General features: G+C 31.4%; 19 protein-coding genes. 16 read left to right on the top strand and 3 right to left on the bottom strand.

What is annotated here, in order from left to right; all coding sequences use genetic code 11:
- Positions 1–338 precede the first annotated feature (338 nt).
- The 3 genes from C1I91_RS23970 (at position 339) to C1I91_RS23960 (ending at position 5,817) form a co-directional block, all read left to right on the top strand.
- Positions 339–1,463 carry a glycoside hydrolase family 5 protein gene (locus tag C1I91_RS23970; protein ID WP_128215169.1) on the top strand — a complete coding sequence of 375 codons (1,125 nt, stop codon included), beginning with the start codon at positions 339–341 and terminating at the stop codon, positions 1,461–1,463.
- A gap of 1,170 nt (positions 1,464–2,633) precedes the next feature.
- The gene (locus C1I91_RS23965) at positions 2,634–3,986 is read left to right on the top strand and encodes a L,D-transpeptidase family protein (protein WP_238475879.1); all 1,353 of its coding nucleotides are present in this window, start codon (positions 2,634–2,636) and stop codon (positions 3,984–3,986) included.
- 493 nt (positions 3,987–4,479) lie between these two features.
- Positions 4,480–5,817 (top strand): IS4 family transposase, encoded by a 1,338-nt coding sequence (locus C1I91_RS23960; RefSeq protein ID WP_128215168.1) that lies wholly within the window; start codon positions 4,480–4,482, stop codon positions 5,815–5,817.
- Between the two features lie 386 nt (positions 5,818–6,203).
- Here the strand turns inward: C1I91_RS23960 and C1I91_RS23950 are convergent, their stop codons facing one another.
- Positions 6,204–7,331 (bottom strand): glycoside hydrolase family 27 protein, encoded by a 1,128-nt coding sequence (locus C1I91_RS23950; protein WP_128215166.1) that lies wholly within the window; start codon positions 7,329–7,331, stop codon positions 6,204–6,206.
- A gap of 227 nt (positions 7,332–7,558) precedes the next feature.
- Here C1I91_RS23950 and C1I91_RS23945 point away from each other — a divergent pair, with 227 nt between their 5' ends.
- The 8 genes from C1I91_RS23945 to C1I91_RS23910 all read left to right on the top strand — a co-directional run bounded on the left by C1I91_RS23945 (position 7,559) and on the right by C1I91_RS23910 (position 16,245).
- Positions 7,559–8,356: an AraC family transcriptional regulator gene (locus C1I91_RS23945; protein WP_164880640.1), complete on the top strand. Its 798-nt coding sequence runs from the start codon at positions 7,559–7,561 to the stop codon at positions 8,354–8,356.
- A 252-nt stretch (positions 8,357–8,608) separates the two neighbouring features.
- Entirely contained in the window at positions 8,609–10,507 is a 1,899-nt protein-coding gene (locus tag C1I91_RS23940) for an ABC transporter substrate-binding protein (protein ID WP_128215164.1), read from the top strand.
- A 156-nt stretch (positions 10,508–10,663) separates the two neighbouring features.
- Positions 10,664–11,638, top strand: coding sequence for an ABC transporter permease (locus C1I91_RS23935; RefSeq protein WP_128215163.1), 975 nt, complete (start codon positions 10,664–10,666; stop codon positions 11,636–11,638).
- A 2-nt stretch (positions 11,639–11,640) separates the two neighbouring features.
- Positions 11,641–12,561 (top strand): ABC transporter permease, encoded by a 921-nt coding sequence (locus C1I91_RS23930; protein WP_128215162.1) that lies wholly within the window; start codon positions 11,641–11,643, stop codon positions 12,559–12,561.
- 13 nt (positions 12,562–12,574) lie between these two features.
- Entirely contained in the window at positions 12,575–13,594 is a 1,020-nt protein-coding gene (locus C1I91_RS23925; RefSeq protein WP_128215161.1) for an ABC transporter ATP-binding protein, read from the top strand.
- Positions 13,572–14,606 carry an ABC transporter ATP-binding protein gene (locus C1I91_RS23920; RefSeq protein WP_238475878.1) on the top strand — a complete coding sequence of 345 codons (1,035 nt, stop codon included), beginning with the start codon at positions 13,572–13,574 and terminating at the stop codon, positions 14,604–14,606. Before C1I91_RS23925 ends, C1I91_RS23920 begins: the two co-directional genes overlap by 23 nt.
- Entirely contained in the window at positions 14,552–14,806 is a 255-nt protein-coding gene (locus C1I91_RS23915) for a hypothetical protein (protein WP_128215160.1), read from the top strand. Before C1I91_RS23920 ends, C1I91_RS23915 begins: the two co-directional genes overlap by 55 nt.
- An 80-nt stretch (positions 14,807–14,886) precedes the next feature.
- Positions 14,887–16,245: a glycosyl hydrolase gene (locus tag C1I91_RS23910; protein WP_128215159.1), complete on the top strand. Its 1,359-nt coding sequence runs from the start codon at positions 14,887–14,889 to the stop codon at positions 16,243–16,245.
- A 156-nt stretch (positions 16,246–16,401) separates the two neighbouring features.
- Here C1I91_RS23910 and C1I91_RS23905 read toward each other — a convergent pair whose 3' ends face one another.
- Positions 16,402–18,174 (bottom strand): sensor histidine kinase, encoded by a 1,773-nt coding sequence (locus tag C1I91_RS23905; RefSeq protein WP_128215158.1) that lies wholly within the window; start codon positions 18,172–18,174, stop codon positions 16,402–16,404.
- Between the two features lie 135 nt (positions 18,175–18,309).
- On the opposite strand from C1I91_RS23905, the gene C1I91_RS23900 reads away from it, so the two are divergent.
- From C1I91_RS23900 to C1I91_RS23880, 5 genes are all read left to right on the top strand, one after another.
- Positions 18,310–19,542, top strand: coding sequence for a response regulator (locus tag C1I91_RS23900; protein ID WP_128215157.1), 1,233 nt, complete (start codon positions 18,310–18,312; stop codon positions 19,540–19,542).
- Between the two features lie 78 nt (positions 19,543–19,620).
- Complete coding sequence (locus C1I91_RS23895; protein WP_128215156.1) at positions 19,621–20,931, top strand: ABC transporter substrate-binding protein; 1,311 nt, start codon at positions 19,621–19,623, stop codon at positions 20,929–20,931.
- Between the two features lie 286 nt (positions 20,932–21,217).
- The gene (locus C1I91_RS23890; protein WP_128215155.1) at positions 21,218–21,595 is read left to right on the top strand and encodes a GntR family transcriptional regulator; all 378 of its coding nucleotides are present in this window, start codon (positions 21,218–21,220) and stop codon (positions 21,593–21,595) included.
- A gap of 18 nt (positions 21,596–21,613) precedes the next feature.
- Positions 21,614–22,744: a DUF1648 domain-containing protein gene (locus tag C1I91_RS23885; protein WP_128215154.1), complete on the top strand. Its 1,131-nt coding sequence runs from the start codon at positions 21,614–21,616 to the stop codon at positions 22,742–22,744.
- A 267-nt stretch (positions 22,745–23,011) separates the two neighbouring features.
- On the top strand, positions 23,012–23,785 hold the full coding sequence (locus tag C1I91_RS23880) for a YhfC family intramembrane metalloprotease (RefSeq protein WP_128215153.1): 774 nt from the start codon (positions 23,012–23,014) through the stop codon (positions 23,783–23,785).
- 187 nt (positions 23,786–23,972) lie between these two features.
- Here C1I91_RS23880 and C1I91_RS23875 read toward each other — a convergent pair whose 3' ends face one another.
- Entirely contained in the window at positions 23,973–24,956 is a 984-nt protein-coding gene (locus C1I91_RS23875; protein ID WP_238475877.1) for a diguanylate cyclase, read from the bottom strand.
- Positions 24,957–25,564 lie beyond the last annotated feature (608 nt).

The raw sequence follows: 25,564 nt of genomic DNA, 5'->3' as shown, positions 1-25,564 counted from the left end.
TAGGCATATGTTGTAAAAAAATTATGATCCGTAAGAAGTACTTTTATAAAAAAGTATAAAAATATTTATGGTAAATGTATACATTTAATGGATAGTGATGTATAATATGTATCAGATAGTATTTATTTGTGTTTACAATATAATGATATAATAAACTGAGTATAGTAAATATGTTTATTTCAACTTTGAATCTCGCTGTACAGACTTTAATTTAAATTTGGGCTTGGAGATACATTCTATAAATAGTTATCAAGGAAAGGTGGGAGATATTCAAATAATTAATAGTTAGAATGTATGTTAAAGTATATTAAATTATTAATTTCTTAGGGGATGAGAGTATGGGAAAAAGATTAAATTCTATAATTAAAACTATTTGCTTAAGTGTAATCGTTTCAACAACTGCTTTGGCTACTAATATAAATGCAAAAGCTTGTTCTACAACTTCATGTATGAGAAGTATAAATTCCTTGCAGGTGGTAAAAGAAATGAAGCTGGGATGGAATTTGGGGAACACTTTAGATGCAAGCCCTACTGAGACTAGCTGGGGAAATCCTGTCACTACAAAGGCTATGATAGATAAGATAAAGGCTGCTGGCTTTAATACTGTAAGAATACCAATAACTTGGAAAGATCACATAGGCGGTGTTCCAGATTATAAGATTGATAAGAATTGGCTTGATAGGGTTGAACAGGTTGCAGATTATGCTTTAGACAATAATATGTATGCCATAATTAATCTTCACCATGAGGATACATGGCTTGTACCTACCTATGCTAAGGAAAAAGAGGTAACTAGTGAGATTACTAAGCTTTGGAAACAAATAGCTGATAGATTTAAAAAGTATGGAGATCACTTAATATTTGAAACAATGAATGAACCACGTTTGGTTGGGTCGGATTCTGAATGGACAGGTGGAACTGCAGAAGGTAGAGATGTTGTTAATAGATATAATACAGCCGCAGTAAATACAATCAGAAATACTGGTGGAAATAATAAGTATAGGTTTATTATGATACCAACCTATGCAGCGGCGGCTCTTCCTGTAACTTATGACTCTCTTGTAATACCTAATAATGATAAAAGAGTTATTGTGTCACTTCATATGTATTCACCTTATTCATTTGCAATGGATATAAATGGCACATCTTATTGGGGAAGTGATTCAGATAAAGCTCAGTTAGACACTCAATTTGATGCAATATATAATAAGTTTGTAAAGAATGGAATTGCAGTAGTTATAGGTGAATTTGGATCAATTAATAAGAATAATCAGCAGTCTAGAGCAGCGTTAGCTGAGTATTATGTTAGAGATGCTAGAAATAGAGGAATTACAACAATATGGTGGGACAATGGTATCTCCACAGCAGGTCAAGCGGATACCTATGGGATATTTGATAGGCAGAATTTGACCTGGTCATGTCCAGAGGTTAAAGATGCATTAATTAGAGGGGCGTCAAACTAGTATTTAAATAAAGAAGTAGTTACCAATATAATGTTAGTGAAAGGATGACTATTAATTTAAAGAGTTCCCATACTGAAACTTAATTTATACCTGTTGCAAAATTGCTGCTTATAGACATTATAGGGAATGTATAAATTGATAGATGTGTTAGGAACTCTATAAATATAACAACTTTATAAGAGAATATATAAATATATTTATTATTTCGCCGATATAAAAGTTATTGGCGATTTTTTCTATGTTTAACTATATTGATTATATGAAGACTTACATTATATAATAATTTTATAGAAGTACCTTAGTAACAGTAATTAGCTATCACTAATTTGTCCCTAATATATGAAGCAATCTCTATTTATAGAAAAATAAAAATAATTAAAATTGATATTAAATACAAAATATGGTAAAAATATTATATAGGCATTAAATTGATAATATTAAAAAATTTTCTAAAGATATTAAAAACTTCTATGTTTATGTTGAAATGGATAATAATTTATACTTTTGAGTATGTTATTTAAAAATAAGGATGAATTTCTGATATAATAGACAAGGATTATTTTATTCTTTAAAAATTATATCGCAGATAAAGTTTTTGGTAAGTATGTGTATAAGGCTTGAATGTTGGTCTATGTTAAAGAATATAAATGAATTGTGCCACCTGCTAGAATTACTTCATATACTTTAGAAAAGGTAGAGACACAAAAAAATAGAGAAAGCAAAGTAAAAAAAGGTAGCAAATTTAAAGATTAAAACGTAATAATTATTGATCAATTAAATACTTCTGAATATCAGCTTAGATTCATACAAAAATATTATAAAATAGAAGGTTCAAAGAACTTAACTATATGGTATTTACCTAACTCTAAGTTGACCTATAATGGGTTTTAGAAAGAGTAGGTTATTTTTTTGTTCTTTAGAAATATTTATGATCACCACATACAATAATTGTTTTAAAAATTAATCCTAAAACATAGAATGAAATATACCTTTAGAAAGGAGGCATGAATTTAAACCTATAGTAAAATTTTGCTGCGATTATATTGATGTATCACTGGATTACTTTTTAGGCTATTTTAAAATAAGTTTAAAAATGCTTTTGAGATAAGTGCTACGTCTTCAAGAGGAGATGGTATTACGGATAAGAAGAAGAAAAAACGCAATAAAATTGTGATAGGTAGTATAAGTTCTGTTTCTGCTTTACTTGTAATATACTTGGGTATGACAGCATACTTCACAAATCATTTCTATTTTGGTGCTGAAATAAATAGTGTTAGTGTTTCAGGTAAAACTGTCAGTGAAGTAGAAAAAGAAATGCCAGCAAAGGTTGAAGCTTATAAGTTAGAGCTAGATGGTATTGATGGCAAGAAAGAGCAAGTAACTGCGTCTGATATTGGATTAAAGTATAATTCAAACGGACAAGTTAAGAGTTTAAAAGATAAAGAAAATCCTTTTGGATGGATTACAGCAGTATTTAAGTCCAAAGATTATAACGTTACTGCGGGGGTTTCTTTTGATAAAGAATTGTTAAAAAAGAAATTAGATAGCCTATCCTTTTTTGATAGCAGCAAGGTAATTGAACCTAAAAATGCAAGCTTTAAATATGAAAATGGAAGCTATAGCATTGTAAATGAGGTTTATGGTAATAAGATTAATAAAGATGTCTTTGCTAATAAAGTTTCAGATGCAATTCTTAAAGGACAAGAAAAGATAAATTTAAAAGATGAAGATTGCTATGTTAAACCACAATATACTTCAACTTCTCAGCAAGTGACTGAGGCTAAAAAAGTTCTTGATAAATATGTAGCTTCAAAGGTAACATATACCTTTGGAAAAAATACAGAAGTTCTAGATGGTTCAACAATAAATACTTGGCTAAAAGTAGATGACAAACTTCAAGTTACGTTAGACGAGACAAAAGTAAAGCAATATTTAAATAAACTTTCAAGCACTTATGGTACTGTAGGAAAGACAAGAGATTTTACTACTACTTTAGGGAATAAGATAAAGATAAGTGGTGGAGACTATGGCTGGGCTATAAATAGTGCAAAAGAGTCTCAAAGCTTAATAGCTGATATAAAAAATGGTAAGGTTGAAACTAAGGAACCTATATATGCACAAAAAGGTGCATCTTTAGATGGTAATGATATTGGAAATACCTTTGTTGAAGTAGATATGTCAAAACAACATTTATGGTATTATAAGAATGGATCTCTAGTAGCTGAAGGAGATGTAGTTACTGGTAATATAACTGCTAATCATTCAACTAGAGTAGGTGTTTATAGAGTTAAATATAAAGAGAGAAATACCAGCTTAAAAGGTGAAGATTATAATGTTCCAGTTAGTTATTGGATGCCTTTTGATCAAGGAATAGGACTTCATGATGCAACATGGAGAACTACATTTGGTGGTCAATACTACAAGACAACTGGTTCACATGGATGTGTAAATATGCCATTAGCTCTTGCTAAAACTATATATGAAAATATGGATGTAGGTACGCCAGTTCTTTGCTATTATTAAGCTTTTCATAAAGCAACGTTTAGTATTATTTTTTATTATTATACAGGAATTTTTTAGTTTATATTAATATGGGATTATAAATTTATATGATATTGAGCTGTTTGATAATATATATTGTCAAGCAGCTTTTTACTTTATATGAAAGTAGGTAAAGTTTTTGTAAGCTGAGCCTAATAACTTTAAAGGACTATAATGGATCGTTAGGATATAAAGAAAAAAGCCAAGGATTTGTAAATCCCTTGGCTCTTAAGTTATTTATACTAATTCGGAAAGGCAGAGGTGCAAAAAAACTCACTGAAGAAGGTCACTCAATGTCATTAAGTTAAGGAAAGGCTTGCATCACAAATATGTGCTGTGGGTCTTTTTTATTTTTTTTAATTATCACTTGACAGCATTTCAAAAATATGTGGCCGCTTTCACTACCAATTGTTTTAAAGGTAGTGAAAGCGGCCCTTGTAATTAGAGAGAAATTTCAATTACGAGGAGAATACATATGAATACTAAGTCACAAGAATTGAGATCCACTTTATTTGAACTTATTCAAGAGCTTCGCGATAATCCTAAAGAGAATATTAGGAATCCCGACAAGGATTTCCTTAGAAATCGAAAACTTCCCTTTGATAAAATAATTTTTTCTTTGCTAGGAATGGAAGGAAATACTTTAAGTAATGAGCTTTTAAATCAATGGGGATGCTCTATTGACACAGCTACATCGGCGGCCTTTGTTCAACAAAGGGCAAAGATCTTGACTACGGCATTTGAAAAATTATTTCATAACTTCGTTAACAAAACAACAACTGATTATCTATTTAAAGGCTATCGCCTTTTGGCTGTCGATGGATCTGACATACATATTCCAACAAATAAAAACGATTTGGATTCCTTATATGAATTTAAAGACTCTAGGAAACCGTACAACCTTTTGCATTTAAATGCATTATACGATCTTAATCAACATACCTACGAGGACGTAATTGTGCTGAGAAGAAAGCTTTCCAATGAATGTAAGGCATTAACAGACATGGTAGACAGATCTACTATTAAAACTCCAGCAATTATCCTTGCGGATCGAGGGTATGAATCTTATAACAATATGGCACACATTCAACAAAAAGGATGGAAATTCCTAATAAGAATAAAAGATTTTCATGGTCATGCATCAGGTATTTTACATGGATTTGAACTTCCATCTGCTGATGAATTTGATGTTGATATTGATTTAAACCTTACTAGAAAACAAACTAATAAAGTGAAAGAATTGCTTAAGGATAAAAACCATTATAGACTAATTGGGAAAAATAAGACATTTGACTATCTCCCAGAGACAAATAGAAAAAGTGATCCTACAGTAATGTACAAACTACCGTTTCGGATTGTACGATTTAAAATTACTGATGATACTTATGAGGTTGTTGTTACAAACCTAGATAGAACGAAATTTTCACCTCAAACACTAAAAGAACTCTATTTCAAGCGTTGGGGAATTGAAACATCATTCCGTGATTTGAAATATACTATTGGATTGCTACATTTTCATTCAAAAAAGGTGGAGTACATACTTCAGGAAATATATGCAAGGCTAATTATGTACAACTTTTCTGAAATAATTACCCAACACGTAATCATAAAGAAAAGGAACAGGAAATACGACTACAAAGTCAACTTTTCTGTTGCAGCGCATATATGCCGACAGTTTTTCCTTGGTAAAGTTACTCCACCTAATATAGAAGCTTTGATTGCTAGGCACATAACACCGATTCGACCTGGTCGTTCGCGACCTAGAAATATGTCTGAAAAAACATCCGTAAGCTTCATGTATAGAGTAGCATAATAATGATTAATTTAATAGTTTTTTTTAGCGGGATATATGCCTGCTTTATTTGCATGCAATTTTTAAAATTATTTTCTTCATTTCGGTTGAACATTTACAGCTAACTCTGAAAAAAGAAGCTATCACTTTATGTAATAGCTTCTTGAATTCTCTTAACTTAATGCCATTGAGAAGGTCACTTCACTGACTTTTCTATTTGCAGAACAAAGTGCAGCCGATTTCCTTAAAATGCTCTATACGTTCTAGTATTAAAGTTCTAGTACATCTAAAATGCTTAGATAGGCAATCTATGCAAAGATACTTTGTAGCACCCCTGTTGACCAATCTACGGTAAATAGCTATCTCGTCACCTTCTAGTTTCTTATTGCATTCAAAGCAGCATTCATTCATGGCTTAACTACTTTAGCTCTAAATACGGCACAGCTATGAGGTTCTAACTTTAGAGTATAGCTTTCAGTGAAGGTACCAAGGTCTTCATGTTTCCAGAGGTCTCTTAAGCTTAATCCAAAGCCTGAGGAAGTTGGAAGCCCCATATCCCAAAATTGAAGAGACATTTCTCCTGAAGTATCTCCAAAATTAAAGAAACCAATAGCATAGTCTCCGTTAGTTAAAGTTTTTATATAAGCCATACAATTAGAGTTGTTCCATTGAGGAATTGTATAAGCTTGCCTTCCCTCTATGTCTTGATTAATTTCTATAATTTCTTTATTTGTAAGTATGTTTTTAGACGCTTCATTCATTTTCCTTATATCGGATCCTATCATAAGAGGAGAATCCATCAAAGCCCATAGTGAGAAATGAGTTTTGTATTCCTCATCAGTACATCCTCCCAAGGCTACATTACCTTTTCCATACATTCCAACTACCAGCATATCAACATCATTGTAGCAATAAGGGCCACTATAGCATTCTTTGTTTAGTTGTTGAAGAGCTAGATTTTTTATTGACTCCCAGTTATCTTGTATGTCGCCAGTAGATCTAAATATATGAGCGCCAGAAGCTCGCATCCAGTTAAAGGATTCATCGTTGCCCCAGTTGCAAGCACTAAATAATATATCTCGTCCGCAATTACGTAAGGCCATAGCCATTCTTTTGTAAAGTATATGCCCAGGTATGCCATCTGGTTTATAGCAATAGTCATACTTAAGATAGTCTACATCCCAAGATGCAAAGGTCTCTGCGTCAATAAACTCATGTTCAAAGCTTCCAGGGTAACCTGCGCAGGTCATGGTTCCAGCACATGAATACATACCAAACTTTAAACCTTTACTATGGATATAGTCAGCTAAAGCCTTCATGCCACTTGGAAACTTTTCTTCATCAGGTACTAATCTACCTTTACTATCTCTTTGCTTTTTTGACCAGCAATCATCTATTACTATATATTCATAGCCTGCAGCTTTTAGGTTTTGCTCAACAAAAACATCAGCTATGCCTTTAATTAAGTCTTCTGAAATCTCCCAGCCAAAGGTGTTCCAGGAGTTCCAACCCATAGGGGGTGTCTTTCCTATCATAATAAAACCCTCTTTCAAATGTGTTTTTGTAATTGGTTAATACTTGAAATACTAAGGATAAGTAGTATTATTAGTATTGAAGTAATAGTAAAATAGCTACTACTCCAGTAAATAGTACCAATTTATTGTTTGTATATCCATTGATAAATGAAAGGTTAGTTTGTCATTTTGTAACTATATAAAAAATGAAGCTATAAATACTAGTTATGGATGTAAGAGGTGACGATATGAAAGAAGATATCATATTATTAAATCAAAACTTTAAGGAGATTAATCCATTATTATGCGGCTTTGAAGAATGCTATAGTGGCCATGGATTTGGACCAGCATCTAGAGAATATTATCTACTTCACTATATTGAAAGAGGAAAGGGCACATTTACTATTAAGGAAAAGAAGTATAGTTTAAGAAAGGGAAATATTTTTGTTATAAGACCTGAGGAGATAACTTACTATGAAGCTGATAAAAGTGATCCTTGGAAATACATTTGGATAGGCTTTCAGTGTAATACTGAAAGTAATATATTTAAGAAAGCAACCTTTTTGAAAAAGGATATACTTTACTGTCAAGCTGCAGAGTATATTTTTAAAGAAATGCTAGAAGCAAGTAGAATAGAGCAAACTAAAGAAATCTTCTTAACAGCTAAGTTATATGAATTGTTTTCTTTGTTAATAGAAGCTGAAAATACTGAAGATGTGGTTGAATTTCCCAAGGTATATGTTCTTAAAGCTGAAAGCTACATAATGGCAAATTATATGAATGACATAACAGTGGAGGATATTTCAAAATATTTAGGTATAAATAGAGTTTATTTTTCAAGTATATTTAAGAAATTTACAGGAAAGTCCCCTAAACAATATATTGTTGATGTAAGACTTGAAAAGGCAGCAAAGCTTATTGTTAAGAACAACTTTACACCTAGTGAGGCAGCTAGAAGCTCAGGTTACAAGGATATATTTAATTTCTCTAAAATGTTTAAAAAGAAATATGGAGTAGCACCAATTTACTATAAAGACTCAATATAATAGCAATAAATTCAATAAGAGCATTAGTACGTATCACTTTATACTTATATAGATTTGTGATTGAAGCGGTACATCTTTAAATATAGTTTATATAAAAGTAAGGTTATATATAGTAAAAGTATATACAATTATTACTAAATATAAACTATATTTCATCTAAGCGCCTATAAACGTTTACAGGTAAAATCTCCCTGAATATAATCAAAACATGAAGGCAATTTATTAAAATTTGTGAATCATGGAGGGGGAAAAATGAAAAAAGCAAAGTTATTTAAGGCTTTAGCTGTAACCATGGTGTTAGCCATGAGTACATCTTTATTTGTGGGATGTGGAGACGATTCTAGTAAAAATGCATCTACAGACACTTCTGCAAAAAGTATTGAAGACAGTGTAACTCAGGTCAAAACCAAATTGACTAATGCAAAATTAGACGGAGAGAAAGCTCCGGTAGAAGGCACAGTATTGACTACAATGACATCCTTTACGCCGCCGCCAGCTGGTCATGGCAATCCTGCTGTAAACGGAGGACCTGACTGGTCTGTAGAACCAATAATATATGATTATTTATGTGACTATAGTTCACAACCCCAAAAGACCTTTAAACCATCATTACTTGAAAAGTATGAGTTTAAGGATAAGGTATTAACAATGACCTTAAAAAAGGATCTAAAATGGAGCGATGGAAGTCCTCTTAATGCAGATGATTTAATTTGTAATACCTTTATTGATATGACAGTAAACAAGATTGCATATTTTGCTGATAGCGTAACTAAAAAAGATGATTTGACAGTAGAAATTAAGTATAACAAGGATGCAAATTTGTTGCTTGACTATATATTAAAATCTTCAGTAAAATATTCAGCTTCTGAATATGGAAAGTGGGCAGAGCAGTTTAGAGTTGCTTTTGAAAAATATAGAGAGTTTGATGATAACAAAAATTATAAGTTTAATAAAGACGGAGATAAATTAGTAGCTGATACAACAAAAGAATTTAATAACTATCTTCCAGATATCCTTAAGATTAAGTGCTCAGGTGCATATGTACCAACTAAGGTAACATCCTCAGAGACAATATTTGAAAGAAATAAATATTTTAGAACTCCGCCACTAATAGAAAAAATAAGAGGATTAAGACCAACAACTACAGAATCTACAGCAATCGCTTTAATGAACAAAGAGTATGATGCTGAAGGTATGGGAATTTCTCCAGATTTGGCTAAGAAGGTTGCTGAGAACAATAAAGATACAATAAGACAACTATTAGTACCAGAATATAGTTCCTTTGGTTTCTGCTTTAATATAAATAAAGCTCCAACTGATGATGTTAGGGTAAGAAAGGCTATAGCCTACATTGTAGATAAAGCTCAAATCGCACCAGTATCTGAACCAGGTATGAGACTTGGGGATGAATATGGAGTTGGACTTCCTCCTTCAGTTAGAGATAAATACTTATCAAAAGATTTTCTTAAGACTTTAGCTAACTATACTATGGACAAAGATAAGGCTACAAAGTTACTAGAAGAAGCTGGTTGGTCAAAGAAAGGTGGAAAGTGGGTTAATTCAAAGGGAGAGTCTCCAGAAATAAAGATTGCAGGTGTTGGTGAATACCCAGCCTTCGTAGTTATGGGAGAAGCAGCTGCTAATATGTTAAAGGATTTCGGTTTAAATGCTACATTTACTCCTAAAGAAGCTGCAGCATACAACGATTACTCTACATCAGGCGATGCGCATATGGTTGTAGATGGATTTGGAAGTCCTACTAATACTCAACATCCATATGAAGCTTATGATGGAATATGGTGGTATGGTAAGAAGATGAATATAAAGTTCCCTACATCAGGTGGATTAGTATTTAAGGACGAAGTAACAGGCAAAGACTTTAAGTATTCAGAAAAAGAAATGGAACTTTTCAGTGCTAAGGACGATAAGGAAGTTTCAGCTAAGACAGAGGAGTTTGCTAAATTCTTTAACGACAACATGTGGTATCTTCCTGTAACAGAAAAATACTATATATTTAGAATACACAATCCAAAGCTATCAATGCCAGAAGCTAAGACTGGTGAACAGTTAAAGGATTTCTATTGGTCCGGTACAACTTCAGCAATACTTGGAAAGTCCTTAAGATCTGGCCAAATGTACTATATAAAGTAATTAAATAAAAGGAAATAAGTGTATGCCTCAAAAAGAAATTCTTTGAGGCATACTTAAATACATAAGACATGAAAAATAGATAGTAACTGGATATTCGATGTCTTATAAATTCTGTAATGAAGAGCTTAATCCATAAATGAGGGAGGTAAATGAAGAATGAAAAAAATAGTATCTTGTGTATTAACAATGCTAGCATCCCTATTATTAGTATTCTTCGTAATACAAGCAATGCCAGGAAACCCTGTAGATACATTGGCACAAGAATATATAAGGACTAGCCAAATGCCATACGATCAAGCTTTGAGTAAAGCAAAACTTGCTCTAAACTATGATCCAGATATACCTGTAGTTAAAAGATTTGTAACTTACGTAAAGAACATATCCACAGGCAATTTAGGACAATCAATGTCATATAAAGGTCAAGTTAGCTCTATAGTTTTGGGAGCACTACCTTGGACTCTACTAGTATGTTCGGTATCATTATTATTATCTTTCTCTGTTGGAGTAATACTAGGAATTTATGTAGCGTGGAAGAGAAGTAATATATTAGACGGTTTTGTAACTGGATATCAAGCAATATTTGGTTCTATTCCAGACTATATAGTTGCGTATCTGTTAATTGTGTTATTTTCAGTTGCTTTAGGATTATTTCCATCTAAAGGAGCTTACAGCTCTACAGTTGAGGTTGGTTTTAATGCACCTTTCATAATAGATGTTTTGCATCATGCTGCACTTCCTGTACTTGCATACTTTGTAACAACCCTTGCTGGATGGATCATGGGAATGAAGGCAAGCTGTATGTCTGTGCTTGGAGAAGACTATATAAATTATGCAAGAGCTAGAGGTCTTTCAAATAAACGTATTGTTTTTAGTTATGTAGGAAGAAATGCTGTACTTCCTATGGTTACAAGTGTTGCAATTTCTTTTGGAATGATGTTTGGTGGTTCACCACTTATTGAAAATCTTTTTGTTTATCCAGGAGTTGGGTATTACTTATCAACAGCTATATCTAGAAGAGATTATCCATTGATGCAAGGTATGTTCTTAATGATTATTGTTATGGTTTTACTATCAGGATTAGTAGCTGAATTTTTATATACCGTATTGAATCCAAGATTAAGGGAGAAATAGATATGATGAATAGTATTAAGAAGAATGATGAAAATGGATTATTAGATAGGTATAGCAAAGAAGGTAGTTTTTTAAATTCACTTAAGGAATTTTTCCAGGTTATATGGAAAAATAAGATGGCAAGAGTAGGTTTCTTAATATTAATCTTCTTTTTAATTTTATCAATATTTGGTCCTATGATAGTGAAAGCTCCGGTATCTAATTATTTTGATAGATTGAAGCCACCTTCCTCAAGGCATTGGCTAGGAACCGATTATGCAGGAAGGGATATATTCTCCCAGTTTATTACAGGATCTAGATCAGTTTTATTAGTTGCTTTCTATGCTGCACTTTTTTCTATAATATTTGCTTGTACCATGGGTATACTTTCAGGACTAGTAGGTGGAAAGACTGATGAGGCTCTAATGATGATTACAAATATAATTTTGACAATGCCAAGCTTCCCTGTAACTATGGTGCTTTCCATGGTAATAAATGTTACTAATAATGTGCTTTTTGGACTAGTACTAAGTCTCTGGTCTTGGGCAGGGCTTGCAAAAGCTATAAGGTCTCAAGTTTTAGTAATAAGACACAAAGATTTTATAGAGGTTAGCAGAATAATGGGTATAAGTACCTTTAATATAATTGTAAAAGACATAATCCCTAATATAACTTCATTTATAGCTATTAATTTCATTGCTATTATGAAGGGTGCAATAATAACTTCAGTTGGACTTATGGTATTAGGATTAGTTCCATTTCAAGGTAGTCACTGGGGGATGATGATGCAGATGGCTATGTCTCAGTCAGCAGTTTTATATGGTGGACTTGGGCCAATAGTTTATTTCCTAACTCCTATAATGGGAATATTATTCTTCCAACTAGGATGTTATCTATTTGCAAATGGCTTAGATGAAGCTATGAACCCAAGATTACGTAAATAGGAGGGAAAAATAAATGAAACCATTGATAGAAGTAAATAACTTAACAATTGATTTTATGCTGAACAATGGAAAGCTAAGAGCTTGTGATAACGTATCTTTTACTATATATAAAGGTGAAATATTAGGAATAATTGGAGAGAGTGGTAGTGGTAAGTCAACGCTTGCCTCTGGAATATTGAACTTAGTTCAAAATCCAGGGAAAATAACTTCAGGAGAAGTATATTATTACACTGAAAATGATGAAAAGGTAAACCTTTTAGAACTGAGTAAAGATGAATTTAGCGAGTATAGATGGAGTGAAATAGCTACAGTTTTTCAGGCGGCACAAAATGCATTAAATCCTGTATTAAAAATTAAAGAACATTTTATAGAAACTGTACATGCTCATGATGCTAATATGACAGAGGAACAGATAATAACAAGATCCGGGGAAGTGCTTCAGTATGTAAGGCTAGACAAAGGTGTTTTAGAATATTATCCACATCAGTTAAGTGGAGGTATGAAGCAAAGAGTTCTCATAGCGTTAAGTCTTATATTAGATCCCAAGATAATTCTATTAGACGAGCCTACTACAGCTTTAGATGTAATAACTCAATGGTATATCTTAGACCTACTAGAGCAAATACATGATGATCTAGGAGTAACCCTAATATTCTTAACTCATGATATTTCTGTAATATCAGGTATAATAGATAGAATTGCAGTAATGTATGCAGGAGAGATTGTTGAGTATGGAGAGGTTGGAGATGTGTTTGAGGAACCTTCCCATCCTTATACTAAAGGTCTTCTACATGCTATTCCTACGTTAACTGATGATATAACCAAGCGTAAGGCTATTCCTGGCTCACCTCCAAATCTTATACAAGACTTTAAACAGTGTAAGTTTGCGCCTAGATGTGCTTTATATTTGAGTGGACAATGTGAAGGTGAGAAAGAGAAGACAGAGCAATTATACCTAGTAAATGATAATAAATGCAGTAGATGTTATAAGTATGCAGATTTAATAAAGAATGCAGCAAAGGAAGGTGCATAAAATGAGTTTACTTAAGGTTGAAGATACTTCTATGTATTTTGATAATAGAGTAAATAAAAAGCAAAAAGTATGTGTTTTATCAAAGATTAACCTAGAAATAGAAGAAGGAGAAATTGTTGCTGTTGTTGGGGAGAGTGGCTGTGGTAAAACTACATTAGGTAAAATGATTGTAGGTATTCACAAGCCAACCTATGGGAAGATAGTTTATAAGGGAAAAGATATTTCCAAGTTAAGAAGAAGTGAATTCAGAGATTATAGATTAGGGGTCCAGATGGTTCACCAAGATTCTTTTGCAGCTTTGAATCCTAATAGAACAATCTTTCAGTCCTTATCGATGCCTTTATTACAGCATAAAATAGCAAGAAATAAGCAAGAAGCTGAAACTATATTAAAGGAATATTTTGAAGAGGTAGGATTAGTTCCTCAAGAACAGTTTTTATATAAATATCCACATCAACTTAGCGGTGGACAAAGACAGAGAATACTTTTAGCAAGAGCTTTATCTGTAAAGCCAAAGTTAATAGTAGCGGATGAACCAGTATCGATGGTTGACGTATCCTTAAGAATTTCGCTTATAGATTTAATGACTAAGATGAATAAGAAATATAACATTTCTTTTGTATATATAACTCATGACTTAGCTACAGCAAGGTATATAGCTAAGAATGGAAGACTGGTGGTAATGTATTTAGGAAAGGTTATAGAACTTAATAATATTTATGATGCTATAGACAATCCTAAACATCCATACTTTCATGCACTTTTAGCAGCAGTTCCACAAAGTATAGGGAAAAGAAGAGATGGTGGATCAAAAGGACTTCCGTTAAGAACCTTAGATATGCCGAGTATAATAAATCCACCTTCAGGATGTAAGTTTCATACCAGATGTCCTTATTACACTGAAAAATGTGAAAAGGAAGAGCCTGAGTTAGTGGAATATAAGGGAGGATATGTAGCATGTCATTACGTGCAACAGATAGAAAAAAAGCGATTAGAAAGCAAGATAAAATAGAACTATCAGCTATATTAAAATTTATAAGATTTATTCAGGCAGTTTCTTGCGGAATGCTTGGAATATCTCTGATAGGATTTTTTCTTACTAGAGATAATGAAGCAGCAAAAGTGGTTTATTGCATGGTAATTGTAGTTAATTTAATAATTATTCTTGGAGGTATGATACCTATTAGGTATTTAACTAAGAAAAATATTTAGGATACTATAGGGAACCTTTATGAAAACTTAATAGTTGAAGTTGGTTCCCTATATATGTGTTATATAAAAGTGGAGGGAAGATGGAAGAATTTAATAAGATTATATATGCAACTGATGCTAGTTTTTCTAAAGGTGAAATGAATAATTTAATTAAAGGCTATAAAGGAAATTCCTATATAGAGACCTTGATTAATGAAGGGGATTTTATAGATTTTCGATTTGACATACCTCATAGTGGTTTTTATAAAATAGAAATCAGTTATGCACTACCAGGAGAGCAGTCACTTCATAGAATTGCTATAAATAATCAATGCTATGGAAGTTTGAAGTTCGATGCAGCGGATAGTTTCACCATTAAGGAGATATCAAGTTTAAAGTTAGAAGAAGGTATGAATAGTGTAAAGCTAGTAAAACAATATGGTTATGTAAATTTGGATTATATAGCTATACAAGAAGATACAACTTATTTTGTGAGTAGGCCAGAATTTACACTTTCAAATCAAAATGCAACTGAAGAGTGTAAAGGCTTAATGAAGTTCTTCTCAAATATATATGGAAAAGGGATATTGAGTGGACAGCATTGTAATAAAGCTAGTGGAAGTGACCTGGAATATATAAAAAGAATCACAGGAAAGTTACCATCAATATTAGGCTTTGACTTATTAAGTTATTCTTCAGCAACTGATACTGAAGATAGTGATTTTCAGTGTATAGATGAAATTATAAATAACAGAGGTAGTGTGGAAACTGCTATTAATTGGGCAAAAAATACAGATGCTATAATAACCTTGTGCTGGCATTGGTTTTCTCCTATGAATGGTAGAAATAAAAGCTTTTATACTAAAAACACAGATTTTGATTTAAATAGAGCATTAATAACTGGCACAGATGAAAATATAGCAATGATAAAAGATTTGGACCTAATAGCTGAACAGTTAAAGAGGTTTAGAGATAATAATATTCCTATATTGTGGAGGCCACTTCATGAAGCTTGTGGAGGTTGGTTTTGGTGGGGAGCACATGGAAAGGATGCATATATAAAGCTTTACAGGCTTATGTATGATAGATATGTACACCTTCATGAGTTAAATAACTTAATATGGGTGTGGAACTCACCAGATAAAGATTGGTACCCAGGAGATGATGTGGTAGATATAAATAGTATTGACTACTATGCACCACTTGAAGATCATGGACCTCTAACTGTTGAATTCATAAATACATCTAGTATGGCAAATGCAGGCAAACCATTGGCTCTAGGGGAAAATGGACCAATTCCTAATCCAGAAATATTAAAAGCTACAGAAACCAACTGGTTATGGTTCATGATATGGAACAATGTTATTAATGAAGTTCAATGGAATACCAAAGAGGAGCACATTGAATTCTTTAGCCATCCATACATGATTAATTTGGAAGACATTAAAAAGTATAAATAAGTTAATTATTTTATAAACTGGCTGTTGCGCTAAACAATTAGTGCAACAGCTCTTTGCATGAAGAAATATATCTAAAACTGAAGAAATTGAGATCTATATTGTATTTATCCTTACCTTGAAAAAAATCAAGCAGCGCATATTTTATTAAATTACATACTATTCTCTTGTAATATAAGGAAGTGTCAGTTCCATGGATGTACCTTTTCCAACCACGCTATATATTTTAAGGCCATACTCCTCACCATAATTAAGCTTTAATCTCTTATTTATATTTCTTAATGCAATACCTTTATAGTCATTATTTTTATCATTTATATAGTCATTTAAGCTTTGTAGCTCATCTTCTTCAATTCCGATGCCGTTGTCAGATATTGTCAACACTAAGTTGTCTAGAAGGTGCTCTCCCTGAATAATTATTTTTCCATTGCTGCTGCATTCGCTTAAACCGTGATAAATAGCATTTTCAATTAGAGGCTGAATTATCATTTTTATTATTTCACAATTTAGAACCTCTGGAGAAATTAGGTTTTCAATAGAGAATAATTGATCAAATCTTATCTTTTGAAGATAAATGTAATGCTCTATAACGCTTATCTCTTCTTTTAGGGTTACAACATTTATCTTTCTGTTCATGCTATATCGTATAATTGAACCAAAATATTGAGCCATTATTGAAGTATCTAAGTCATCATTTATTTCAGCCATCATATGAATTGATTCTAGAGTATTGTATATAAAGTGCGGATTTATCTGATTCTGAAGCTGTTTAAGTTCTAAGTCTTTTTGTTCCAATTGATTCTTATAGTTAATATTAATTAGATCATTTATCCTTCGCTTCATTTCATTATAGGACTTTATAAGTATTCCTATTTCATCTTTCTTATTGTAAGCGAAATCATTATGTAAGTTATTTTCAACATTTCTATTCATGTTTGCTATTAGTGATTTTAGTGGATTAAATATTCTTTTGTTAAAAAACATATATAGTACTGAAAAAAGAATCATAAAAAATACTATGTTGATGACAAATACAACTATAAATAAGCTGTTTATACGATAAGCATCAAATTTAGCTATCGAGTTGACTAGTGTCCAATTTGTGTTAGGTATAACATTGTAGGAAATAAGATAAGGTGCATTATTTATATATTGAATAGCTGGTCTATTTTTGTTATTTAAGATATTCTTACCTTGTGTTTGAGTGAATTCAATGCTATCTGTATTCATTGTGGTGAGAATAGCAAAGCCTTTCTCATCATAAATGGAAACTATTTGATCAGTAAAAGGTAGATCCTTTTTTACTATGCTGAGAAATTCATCTTTTGGTATGGTGATAAGTAGTAAACCTGTAACTTCCTTAGTTTTAACATTTATTATTTTTCTACATAGTGCTATTAGCTGGCCATCATTTGAAGATGGTGATTGATATATGTTAGCAGTTATAATTTCAGGAAATATAGAGGTATTATTACTTGATTCTAAAGTATCTATAAACCATTTCTCAGTAGCTGGGTTTTTGAGTTTGTCATTTGTATTATTTCTTGTAGAACATACTCCACGACCTTTCAAATCGTAGAGATAAGCTCCATTTATTGAGTCATTCTGTATTAAGAGCATGTCGCATAAATACTTTAAGTAATTGTATTGCTCGATATCATTTACTTTATTGCTAAGAAGCACTTCATGAAGTTTATCTATGTCTGGAATAAGTAAAGGATATTTTGAGATATCAGAAAAGCTAGTTAGTTTCTCTGCTATCTGTTGACTTAAACTTGTATCAAAGTTTTTTATAAGCTTTTCAGTTTTTTCAAACTCATAATTGGAGTAGGAATAGAGACTTAAAGTGGTTATTATAAAAAATATAATGTACATTACTAAAAATATCATCATGGTCAATCGTTTAATAGATGCAGTATTCCGCTGTTTCATAAATTCACCTAACCTAAATTGAAAAAATTGGTAGTAATATTAACAATAAAAAAAGTATATATTTTAAATGTAGAAATTTTAATGTATAATTTTAATATATAGCAATTTTTAGAAATCTTCAACTGAGGAGGAGCAATGAAAATAATTGTTGTAGATGATGATAAGATAATTAGGCTGGGACTTTCAAAAGTAATCGGAAGGCTTTTTGAACACCATGAGGTTATTGCAGATTTTGCTAATGGAGCTACAGCTCTTGAGTACCTAAAAGAAAACCATTATTCTATTGATTTGGTGGTAACAGATATAAAGATGCCCGTTATGTCTGGAATAGAGCTAATAAAAAGAGCTCATGAAACCCTAAAAGAGGTTCCTTTATTTATAGTTTTAAGTGGCTATGATGAGTTTACCTACGTTAGGGACAGTATGAAAGCTGGGGCTTTTAATTATTTGCTAAAGCCTATAAGGTCTGAAGAACTTACTGATATTATAAAAGAGGTAGAAGCAAAGCTTCAAACTAATGAGAAAAACAACAAAGTATTTAATAAGTCTATTGAAGTTTTAAAAAGAGATTTTTTTAAGAATGTATTATTTTCCAATAAGGATATTGCTTCAATAAAGGAAAACTTGCTAGTAGATAATATACAACTGGATGAAGAGTACTTCTATAAGATGATAATAGCTAAAAGAGATCAAGAAGACAGCGATATAATAAAGAAATTTATTGGAAGAGTTATAAAATGTAACAATAAGTTTGAATATTCTTTTTTTAATTATAAAGATTTGATATATATAATTTTTTATTATAGAAACAAAGAAAATAAAAAAGTAGATTCTGTAATGCAGATTATAGATAGTGAAGCAGATTTATTTTTAGAATGTAAAAAAAGTGTATATGTAACAGAAGCTACAGATAAGGTTTGGAAGCTTAGAGAAAACAGTTCATTAGCTAAGAAAATGATTGAGGAGTTTAAAGATAGTAGCGCGAAAAAGTATTTCTTAAGCAATCAGGACAAGCTTTTAGAGGTATTAGATAATGATACCAGTGGAAGAAATAGTTCAACAATAACTTTAGCCGTAAACTATATTAAAGAAAATTACACTAAAAATATAACGTTAAAAGATGTAGCAGATGAAGTATTTTTGAGTCAGAACTATTTTTCTGAATTGTTTAAGAGAGAAACTGGAGAAGGATTTTATGATTTCTTATCCAATTACCGTATAAAGAAAGCAAAAGAGTTACTAATAACTACAAATTTAAAGATATACGAAATAGCACAACTAGTTGGATATAATGATTCCATAACCTTTGGAAGAGCATTTAAGAAGTTGACTGGGGTTACTCCAAACAACTACAGAGGTAAGGACTGAAGTTAATAAGAAGGTTTTGGGACACAAGCTCTGTCCCCGCGTCCCTTGTCCCTTAATAAGAAGGTAGGTGTGTATATAATGAAAAGAAATAGTGTGAATCTGAAAACTATTGTTTTAATATTTGTATGTTTAAGTATCCCTTCTTTGCTGATAATAAAATTTAGTACTAGTAAAGTAAACGCCTCCAATGTAAATGATTTCAAAAGTTCTAAGTTAGAAGGAAACATAACTTTTGTAAGTAATAGAACTGACAAATCCAAAGAACTGAAACAGATGATAGATAACTTTGAGAGAGAAAATCCAAAGGTAAAAGTAAATTTGGAGCTAATTGGAGATACAGAAGAAATATTAAGAAGAAAAGCTTCTGTAGGAGAACTAGCAGATATTACTGTTGTACCCCAGGTAATAAATGTAAGTGACTTTGACAATTACTTTTTGCCGATAGATGACTTGGGGTTTAATGAAGACAATATGTATAATTGCAATACTAATATAGGAAGGCAAGATAAGTTATATGAATTAACAACTTCACTTGCATGGCAGGGAGTTATATATAATAAACAGATATTTAAGAAGGCAGGGATAAGCAGTCTGCCGAAAAATACCAACGAGTTTCTAGCAGTCTGTGACAAGATTAAGAAGCTTGGAATAACACCTATGGCTTTATGTTATAAAGAGCAATGGGGGATGGGGCTATGGTTAGATAGCATTCCATATCTGATAGATAAGGACTTGGAGAGAAAGACCATTGTTCAGTCAATGCCAATACTAGGAGAAGAAAGCTCAGTTTATAAGTCTTTGGAGATATTGCGTCATATAGGAGATATGGGGTACTGCGAAGATGATTTATTCGATTACGATTGGCAACAGTGTAAGAATGATCTAAAAGATGGAAAAGTTGCAATGTTCATATGGAATTCAGACTTTGTAAGTCAATTGGAAGACTTAGGTGCTCCAAAAGATCAATTTGATATGTTTCCTATTCCAGAGACTAAGTATATAAGTATCGGTGGAGATAGTAGATATGCAGTTAGTAAAACAACAAAGTATCCTGAGGCAGCAAAAGCTTTTTTAAAATTCATGTTTGAAGATGATAGATATGCTAAGGCTGTTAATATTAGATCTTCGCTAAAGAATAATGAAGAAAATAAAAAGCTCTTGGCTGATTTGAAGAAGTTTGATATGCCTATAGTTATGGAGGGAGACGTCTATAAATTCCAAAGCAAAGAGGATATAAAAAATCATAATAGATACTATGATCTTAGAAAAATTACTGAATTAGAGGGAAGGTTTGCTCAGCAGTATGTAATATCTAAGGATGTGGGCTCACTTAGGAAGGAAATTAATAAGAAGTGGGATTTTTACAGAGATAATACTAAAGAAAACTAATAGAATAAGTGTCTATGATAAAAAAACTGCTGCCATTTTGGGAGGCCACTGAAAACTTTAGTTTTTCAGTGGCCTACATTTTTGTAAGTAGTTTTTTATATCTTGATATAATTAATGAATCCTTAAGCTAGTATGAGAAAGTAGAAGCTTATTTAACTCAGTTGGTTATAAAGGAGAAGATAAGCTATGAAAAAAATCTATAAATACTTTGCTTTATTATTATACTTGTTATACATTATATATAACAAATATAACTTATATAATAAATGATGAAAGGAAGTGCAGAATGCTGATAAAGATTGATTTTCAAAGCGAGGTTCCTATATATCTTCAATTAAAAAATCAGATTATCCATGGGATAGCAAGCGGAGAACTTCAGCCTGAAGAAAGTTTGCCATCCGTTCGTCAAATGGCTGAGGATATCGGAATAAATCTTCATACTGTGAACAAGGGCTATAACCTCTTAAAGGATGAAGGATTTGTAACCATAGATAGACGTAAAGGAGCCATAGTTAACTCTATACCAATTAGACAGAACGATAAAGCCGCTGATTCGCTAAAGGAAGAATTGAAAAATATTATTGCTCAAGCGTATTGCTTCGGAATTTCTAAAGATGATTTTATCAATGAGTGTAAAAAAATGTATTGTGAGTATGAAAAATAATATTAAGGAGATGGGTTTATGAGTGATGTACTCATTAGTAATGTTGTGTCTATATTTGTTTTATTATTGCTTTATGTATCTTTTCTACTTACTCCTAAGTTAACTAGAAAAGATTTGATTTTTGGGGTGTTTATACCTTTAGATAGAAGTAAGGATGAGGAGATTAGAAAGGTTGCTAAAACCTATTATAGCCAACTAACAGTATTTTCAATAGTTTTCATTGCTTTATATATGGTGGCTTTAAATACTATATTTAAAAATTCTATACTTTTGCTTATAGCAGTTTTAGTTGAGCTTGCAATATATTTTATTATATTTTTAAGTGCCAATAAAAAAATAAAAGAATATAAGTCTAAAAACAATCTTTTAAAGGATAAGAAGCAAATACTTTATGTAAATACAGAGATGTCTCAAAAGCTTAGAAACAAGACTGTATTATCATCTTATTGGTTTGCAATTCCAATGATAATAGCGATAATTAATTTGGTTTTACCTATAATGAACTATGACAAACTTCCAGGTAAGATCGGTGTGCACTTTAATCTTTACGGAGTAGCAGATAGATTTGCAGAAAAATCTATAGGAACTCTTGTAACTAATGGTGCTATGGAGATTATATTAGTGTTCATATTAGCCTTTGCTAATTATTCTATTGCTATAAGCAAGAATAAAATAGATGCGTCTAAACCATCTAATTCAGCCAATCAGTTATATAAGTTCAAAAAGTTTAATTCAATAATGATATATTCTCTAGCGGTAGTTATTACATTCTTTATAACTTTCTTTAATCTTAGTTCTCTAAATATAATTTCTGTAAATTTGCGTGCAGCTGCACCTATAATAATAACTGTATTTCTTATAATAACAATTCTTCCAACGGTTTTGAGTCTTATGATAGGTCAAGGTGGAAGTAATCTTAAGGAGACAGTTAATGAGGAAACTGATAATAGTGTAACAAATGTGGATGATGATGAGTACTGGAAATTAGGCTCAATATATTACAATCCTAATGATCCATCAGTTTTTGTAGAAAAGAGATTTGGTATTGGATGGACCTTAAATTTCGGTAACAAGACAGCTTTAGCTATAACAATAGGGTTCGTAATTCTTATGATTGCTTTGATTGTAGTACCAATGATTTTCTTTTAGTGGTTTGTAACTATAGTTGTCCTTTATGAATAATTAATTTATACATGCTCCATAATAGCGGTTTCTGGGACTATCAGGCATGAATTAATAGTTGAAGTTGGATACCTATATTACATTAAAGGCTTATATAAATTTAAAATTATATATTTATAAATTCATATAAATATATAGTTATAATGAGGCTTTAACTAATATATCCTACTATTAAGTAGCATAACAAGGTGGAGCTTTAACAAAGTCAAATAATTAATTTTAGGGGAGATAAAAATGGTCAGTAATAATGTTATAGTAGCTTTAATAATTAATCTTATCTTTTGTGTACTCTTTCCAATAGTATTATTAGTAGTTTTTAAAATAAAGTATAAGTTCTCAATAAAGACAACCGTAGTTGGTGCAGTGGTATTCATTTTGTTCAGTCAAGTTTTGGAGCATTATATGCATCTAGCTGTTATTTCCAACAAGCTTATTCCTATAAATACAATAGCTTTTGCAATATATGGAGCACTTGCAGCAGGTGTCTTTGAAGAGGTTGGAAGATTTGTTGCCTTTAAAACTATATTGAAAAAGGATACTGAATGGAAGGATGGATTAGGCTATGGAATAGGTCATGGTGGAATAGAAGCTCTTTATTTGGGTGGGCTAAGTATGTTAAATACTGTGATAATTGCTTTTGCTATAAAGAGTAATACACTTGGAGTACTAGCTCAAGGCCAAGGTAAAGCTGCAATTGAAGCAATAAAGGATTCAATCGTAAAATTAACAGTACCAGAAATAGCATTTAGCGGCTTTGAAAGACTGCTAGCTTTTACAATTCAATTGGCGCTAAGCTTTGTTGTGCTATATGGTATAAGAAAGAGAAAAACAATATATCTTTTAATTGCTATATTACTACACGCAATAGTAGACTTTCCAGCTGCCTTATATCAAATGAAGATAATAACAAGCTTGCCTTTAGTAGAGGTAATAACTTGTGCTTTTGCAGTAGTTGCACTTGTTCTTGTAGTTAAAAGTAAAAAAATATTTTCTGAACTAAAGGAATAGAGCAGTTTAAACTAAAATAGAATTATTAGAATTTGAATATATAGAACCTAAATATAGGTACTTGAAATTAAAAAAGTAAGAGGCTTTTGCTTGTAGTAGTCTCTTACTTTTATTGTTCATAAAATATAACTTTATGTAAATGTGCGCTTTATTAAATAAACATAATATAACCTTTTTTCATAGAATATTAGCACACCTTATTTCTTCCACTACGTTTAGCTAGATATAAGGCATCATCAGCTTCAGATAATATATTGTTAATATTCTTTACTGAATCAGGATAGGAGCCTATACCTATAGAAACAGTTATATTTATATGCTTGTTGTTTTCTATAATGAAGTGATGTTTTTCAACAGAACTTCTAACCTTTTCAGCTATTTGCGTTGCGTGCTTGCAATCACAATCTAGCAGTATAGCAGTAAACTCCTCACCACCATTCCTAGAAATAACATCAAAGTTTCTACAGCAATTTACAAGTACGCTGCTTAACTGCTTCAAAACAAGGTCTCCAGACGAATGTCCATAGGTATCATTTATATTCTTAAAATAATCTATATCTATCATTAGTATTGATATAGACTCCTGTTTTTCTAAGGTATTGTTGACTATTTTATTAAGTATATTATCAAACTCTCTTACATTGTTAAGGCCAGTTAAGAAATCCTTTGTTGACTCCAGCTTAAGTTTTCTGTAAAGCTGGTTAGTTTTTGATATGTAAACTAAAATGTAGTATACCAAGATAGATACAATTAAAGTGGCTATTACATAAGAAGCTATTATCTTAAAAAGCAATTCGCTTTTCGATAGAATAATAGAGTACACTATAACCCCATATAAAATATTCAATAAAAACATAATACTGAACTTTTTTATAAAAACTAAGTTGAATCTACATAGTAGAATATAAAAAAGCAATACTACTATTAATCCAATGGAGGCTATTGATGATGGAATGGTAACTCCATAATAGCTCAATCTAAACAATGAAATCATTGATGTTGTTATAACACCAGAAATGGCGCCACCGTAAATGACTGATATTATAATAGCAATAACTCTAAAATCTATATGTGCGATATTTTCTATATTAATTCCATAGAAAACCAATATGCATCCGCCTAAGCCGCAAAGTAGCCCTAGTAGTACTTGTCTTATTATACTAGAGTTCATTTTCAAGATATTATTTTCAAAAAGTTGATTACCTAGGTATAAAAAAGTAATTAAAATCGTAGCATTTATAAATAACAAGCTAATTATAAAGCTCACCTCCTGCTAGCTTAGTAATAAAAATTATATCATAAAACGTGAAATATCAATTAATAAAGTAGTTAGATCAACAGTAAATTTTCGGTTAATATCTTGTAAAGTTGATATTATATAAATAGAATAGGGTGAAGAAATTTTTTCTAATCATAAAGCTTTATGTATTTTGAAAATAGTCTTAATAATATATTTCTAATCAAGGTGATATATCTTTAAACTAGAACTGTATCAATACAATTTATATAAAAAATCGCTATAGTGCTATTCCTATATTGACGATAAGAGTTATAATGATAAAGTGATATTACTATTAGGAGAGGCGAGATAGGACTTACGATTAAGTAATAAATATTTATTATGGTTTGAGAAAATAAGTATTTATTATTTATATTTCGTAAAAGTATATGCTGCTTCTATTTTGGGGCTGTTTTCAAAGAATATATAGTTTTTGGGCAAATCTTTGAGAATATAAACTAAACAATGAAGTGGAAGACTTATAGTATCCTATAAGGTGG

It is taken from the genome of Clostridium manihotivorum (assembly GCF_004015185.1).
Lineage (GTDB): Bacteria > Bacillota > Clostridia > Clostridiales > Clostridiaceae > Clostridium_AR > Clostridium_AR manihotivorum.
Note: the sequence above shows the minus strand (reverse complement) of the source record. Positions and strands in the feature narration are given on the sequence as shown.

Excerpts from the sequence above, each read along its gene's own strand:
- C1I91_RS23925 (WP_128215161.1), top strand. The coding sequence starts at position 12,575 with ATGAAACCATTGATAGAAGTAAATAACTTAACAATTGATTTTATGCTG.
- C1I91_RS23960 (WP_128215168.1), top strand. The coding sequence starts at position 4,480 with ATGAATACTAAGTCACAAGAATTGAGATCCACTTTATTTGAACTTATT.
- C1I91_RS23915 (WP_128215160.1), top strand. The coding sequence starts at position 14,552 with ATGTCATTACGTGCAACAGATAGAAAAAAAGCGATTAGAAAGCAAGAT.
- C1I91_RS23905 (WP_128215158.1), bottom strand. The coding sequence starts at position 18,174 with ATGAAACAGCGGAATACTGCATCTATTAAACGATTGACCATGATGATA.
- C1I91_RS23935 (WP_128215163.1), top strand. The coding sequence starts at position 10,664 with ATGAAAAAAATAGTATCTTGTGTATTAACAATGCTAGCATCCCTATTA.
- C1I91_RS23900 (WP_128215157.1), top strand. The coding sequence starts at position 18,310 with ATGAAAATAATTGTTGTAGATGATGATAAGATAATTAGGCTGGGACTT.
- C1I91_RS23885 (WP_128215154.1), top strand. The coding sequence starts at position 21,614 with ATGAGTGATGTACTCATTAGTAATGTTGTGTCTATATTTGTTTTATTA.
- C1I91_RS23950 (WP_128215166.1), bottom strand. The coding sequence starts at position 7,331 with ATGATAGGAAAGACACCCCCTATGGGTTGGAACTCCTGGAACACCTTT.
- C1I91_RS23945 (WP_164880640.1), top strand. The coding sequence starts at position 7,559 with ATGAAAGAAGATATCATATTATTAAATCAAAACTTTAAGGAGATTAAT.
- C1I91_RS23875 (WP_238475877.1), bottom strand. The coding sequence starts at position 24,956 with ATGAACTCTAGTATAATAAGACAAGTACTACTAGGGCTACTTTGCGGC.
- C1I91_RS23970 (WP_128215169.1), top strand. The coding sequence starts at position 339 with ATGGGAAAAAGATTAAATTCTATAATTAAAACTATTTGCTTAAGTGTA.
- C1I91_RS23880 (WP_128215153.1), top strand. The coding sequence starts at position 23,012 with ATGGTCAGTAATAATGTTATAGTAGCTTTAATAATTAATCTTATCTTT.
- C1I91_RS23930 (WP_128215162.1), top strand. The coding sequence starts at position 11,641 with ATGATGAATAGTATTAAGAAGAATGATGAAAATGGATTATTAGATAGG.
- C1I91_RS23895 (WP_128215156.1), top strand. The coding sequence starts at position 19,621 with ATGAAAAGAAATAGTGTGAATCTGAAAACTATTGTTTTAATATTTGTA.
- C1I91_RS23920 (WP_238475878.1), top strand. The coding sequence starts at position 13,572 with ATGCAGCAAAGGAAGGTGCATAAAATGAGTTTACTTAAGGTTGAAGAT.
- C1I91_RS23890 (WP_128215155.1), top strand. The coding sequence starts at position 21,218 with ATGCTGATAAAGATTGATTTTCAAAGCGAGGTTCCTATATATCTTCAA.
- C1I91_RS23940 (WP_128215164.1), top strand. The coding sequence starts at position 8,609 with ATGAAAAAAGCAAAGTTATTTAAGGCTTTAGCTGTAACCATGGTGTTA.
- C1I91_RS23910 (WP_128215159.1), top strand. The coding sequence starts at position 14,887 with ATGGAAGAATTTAATAAGATTATATATGCAACTGATGCTAGTTTTTCT.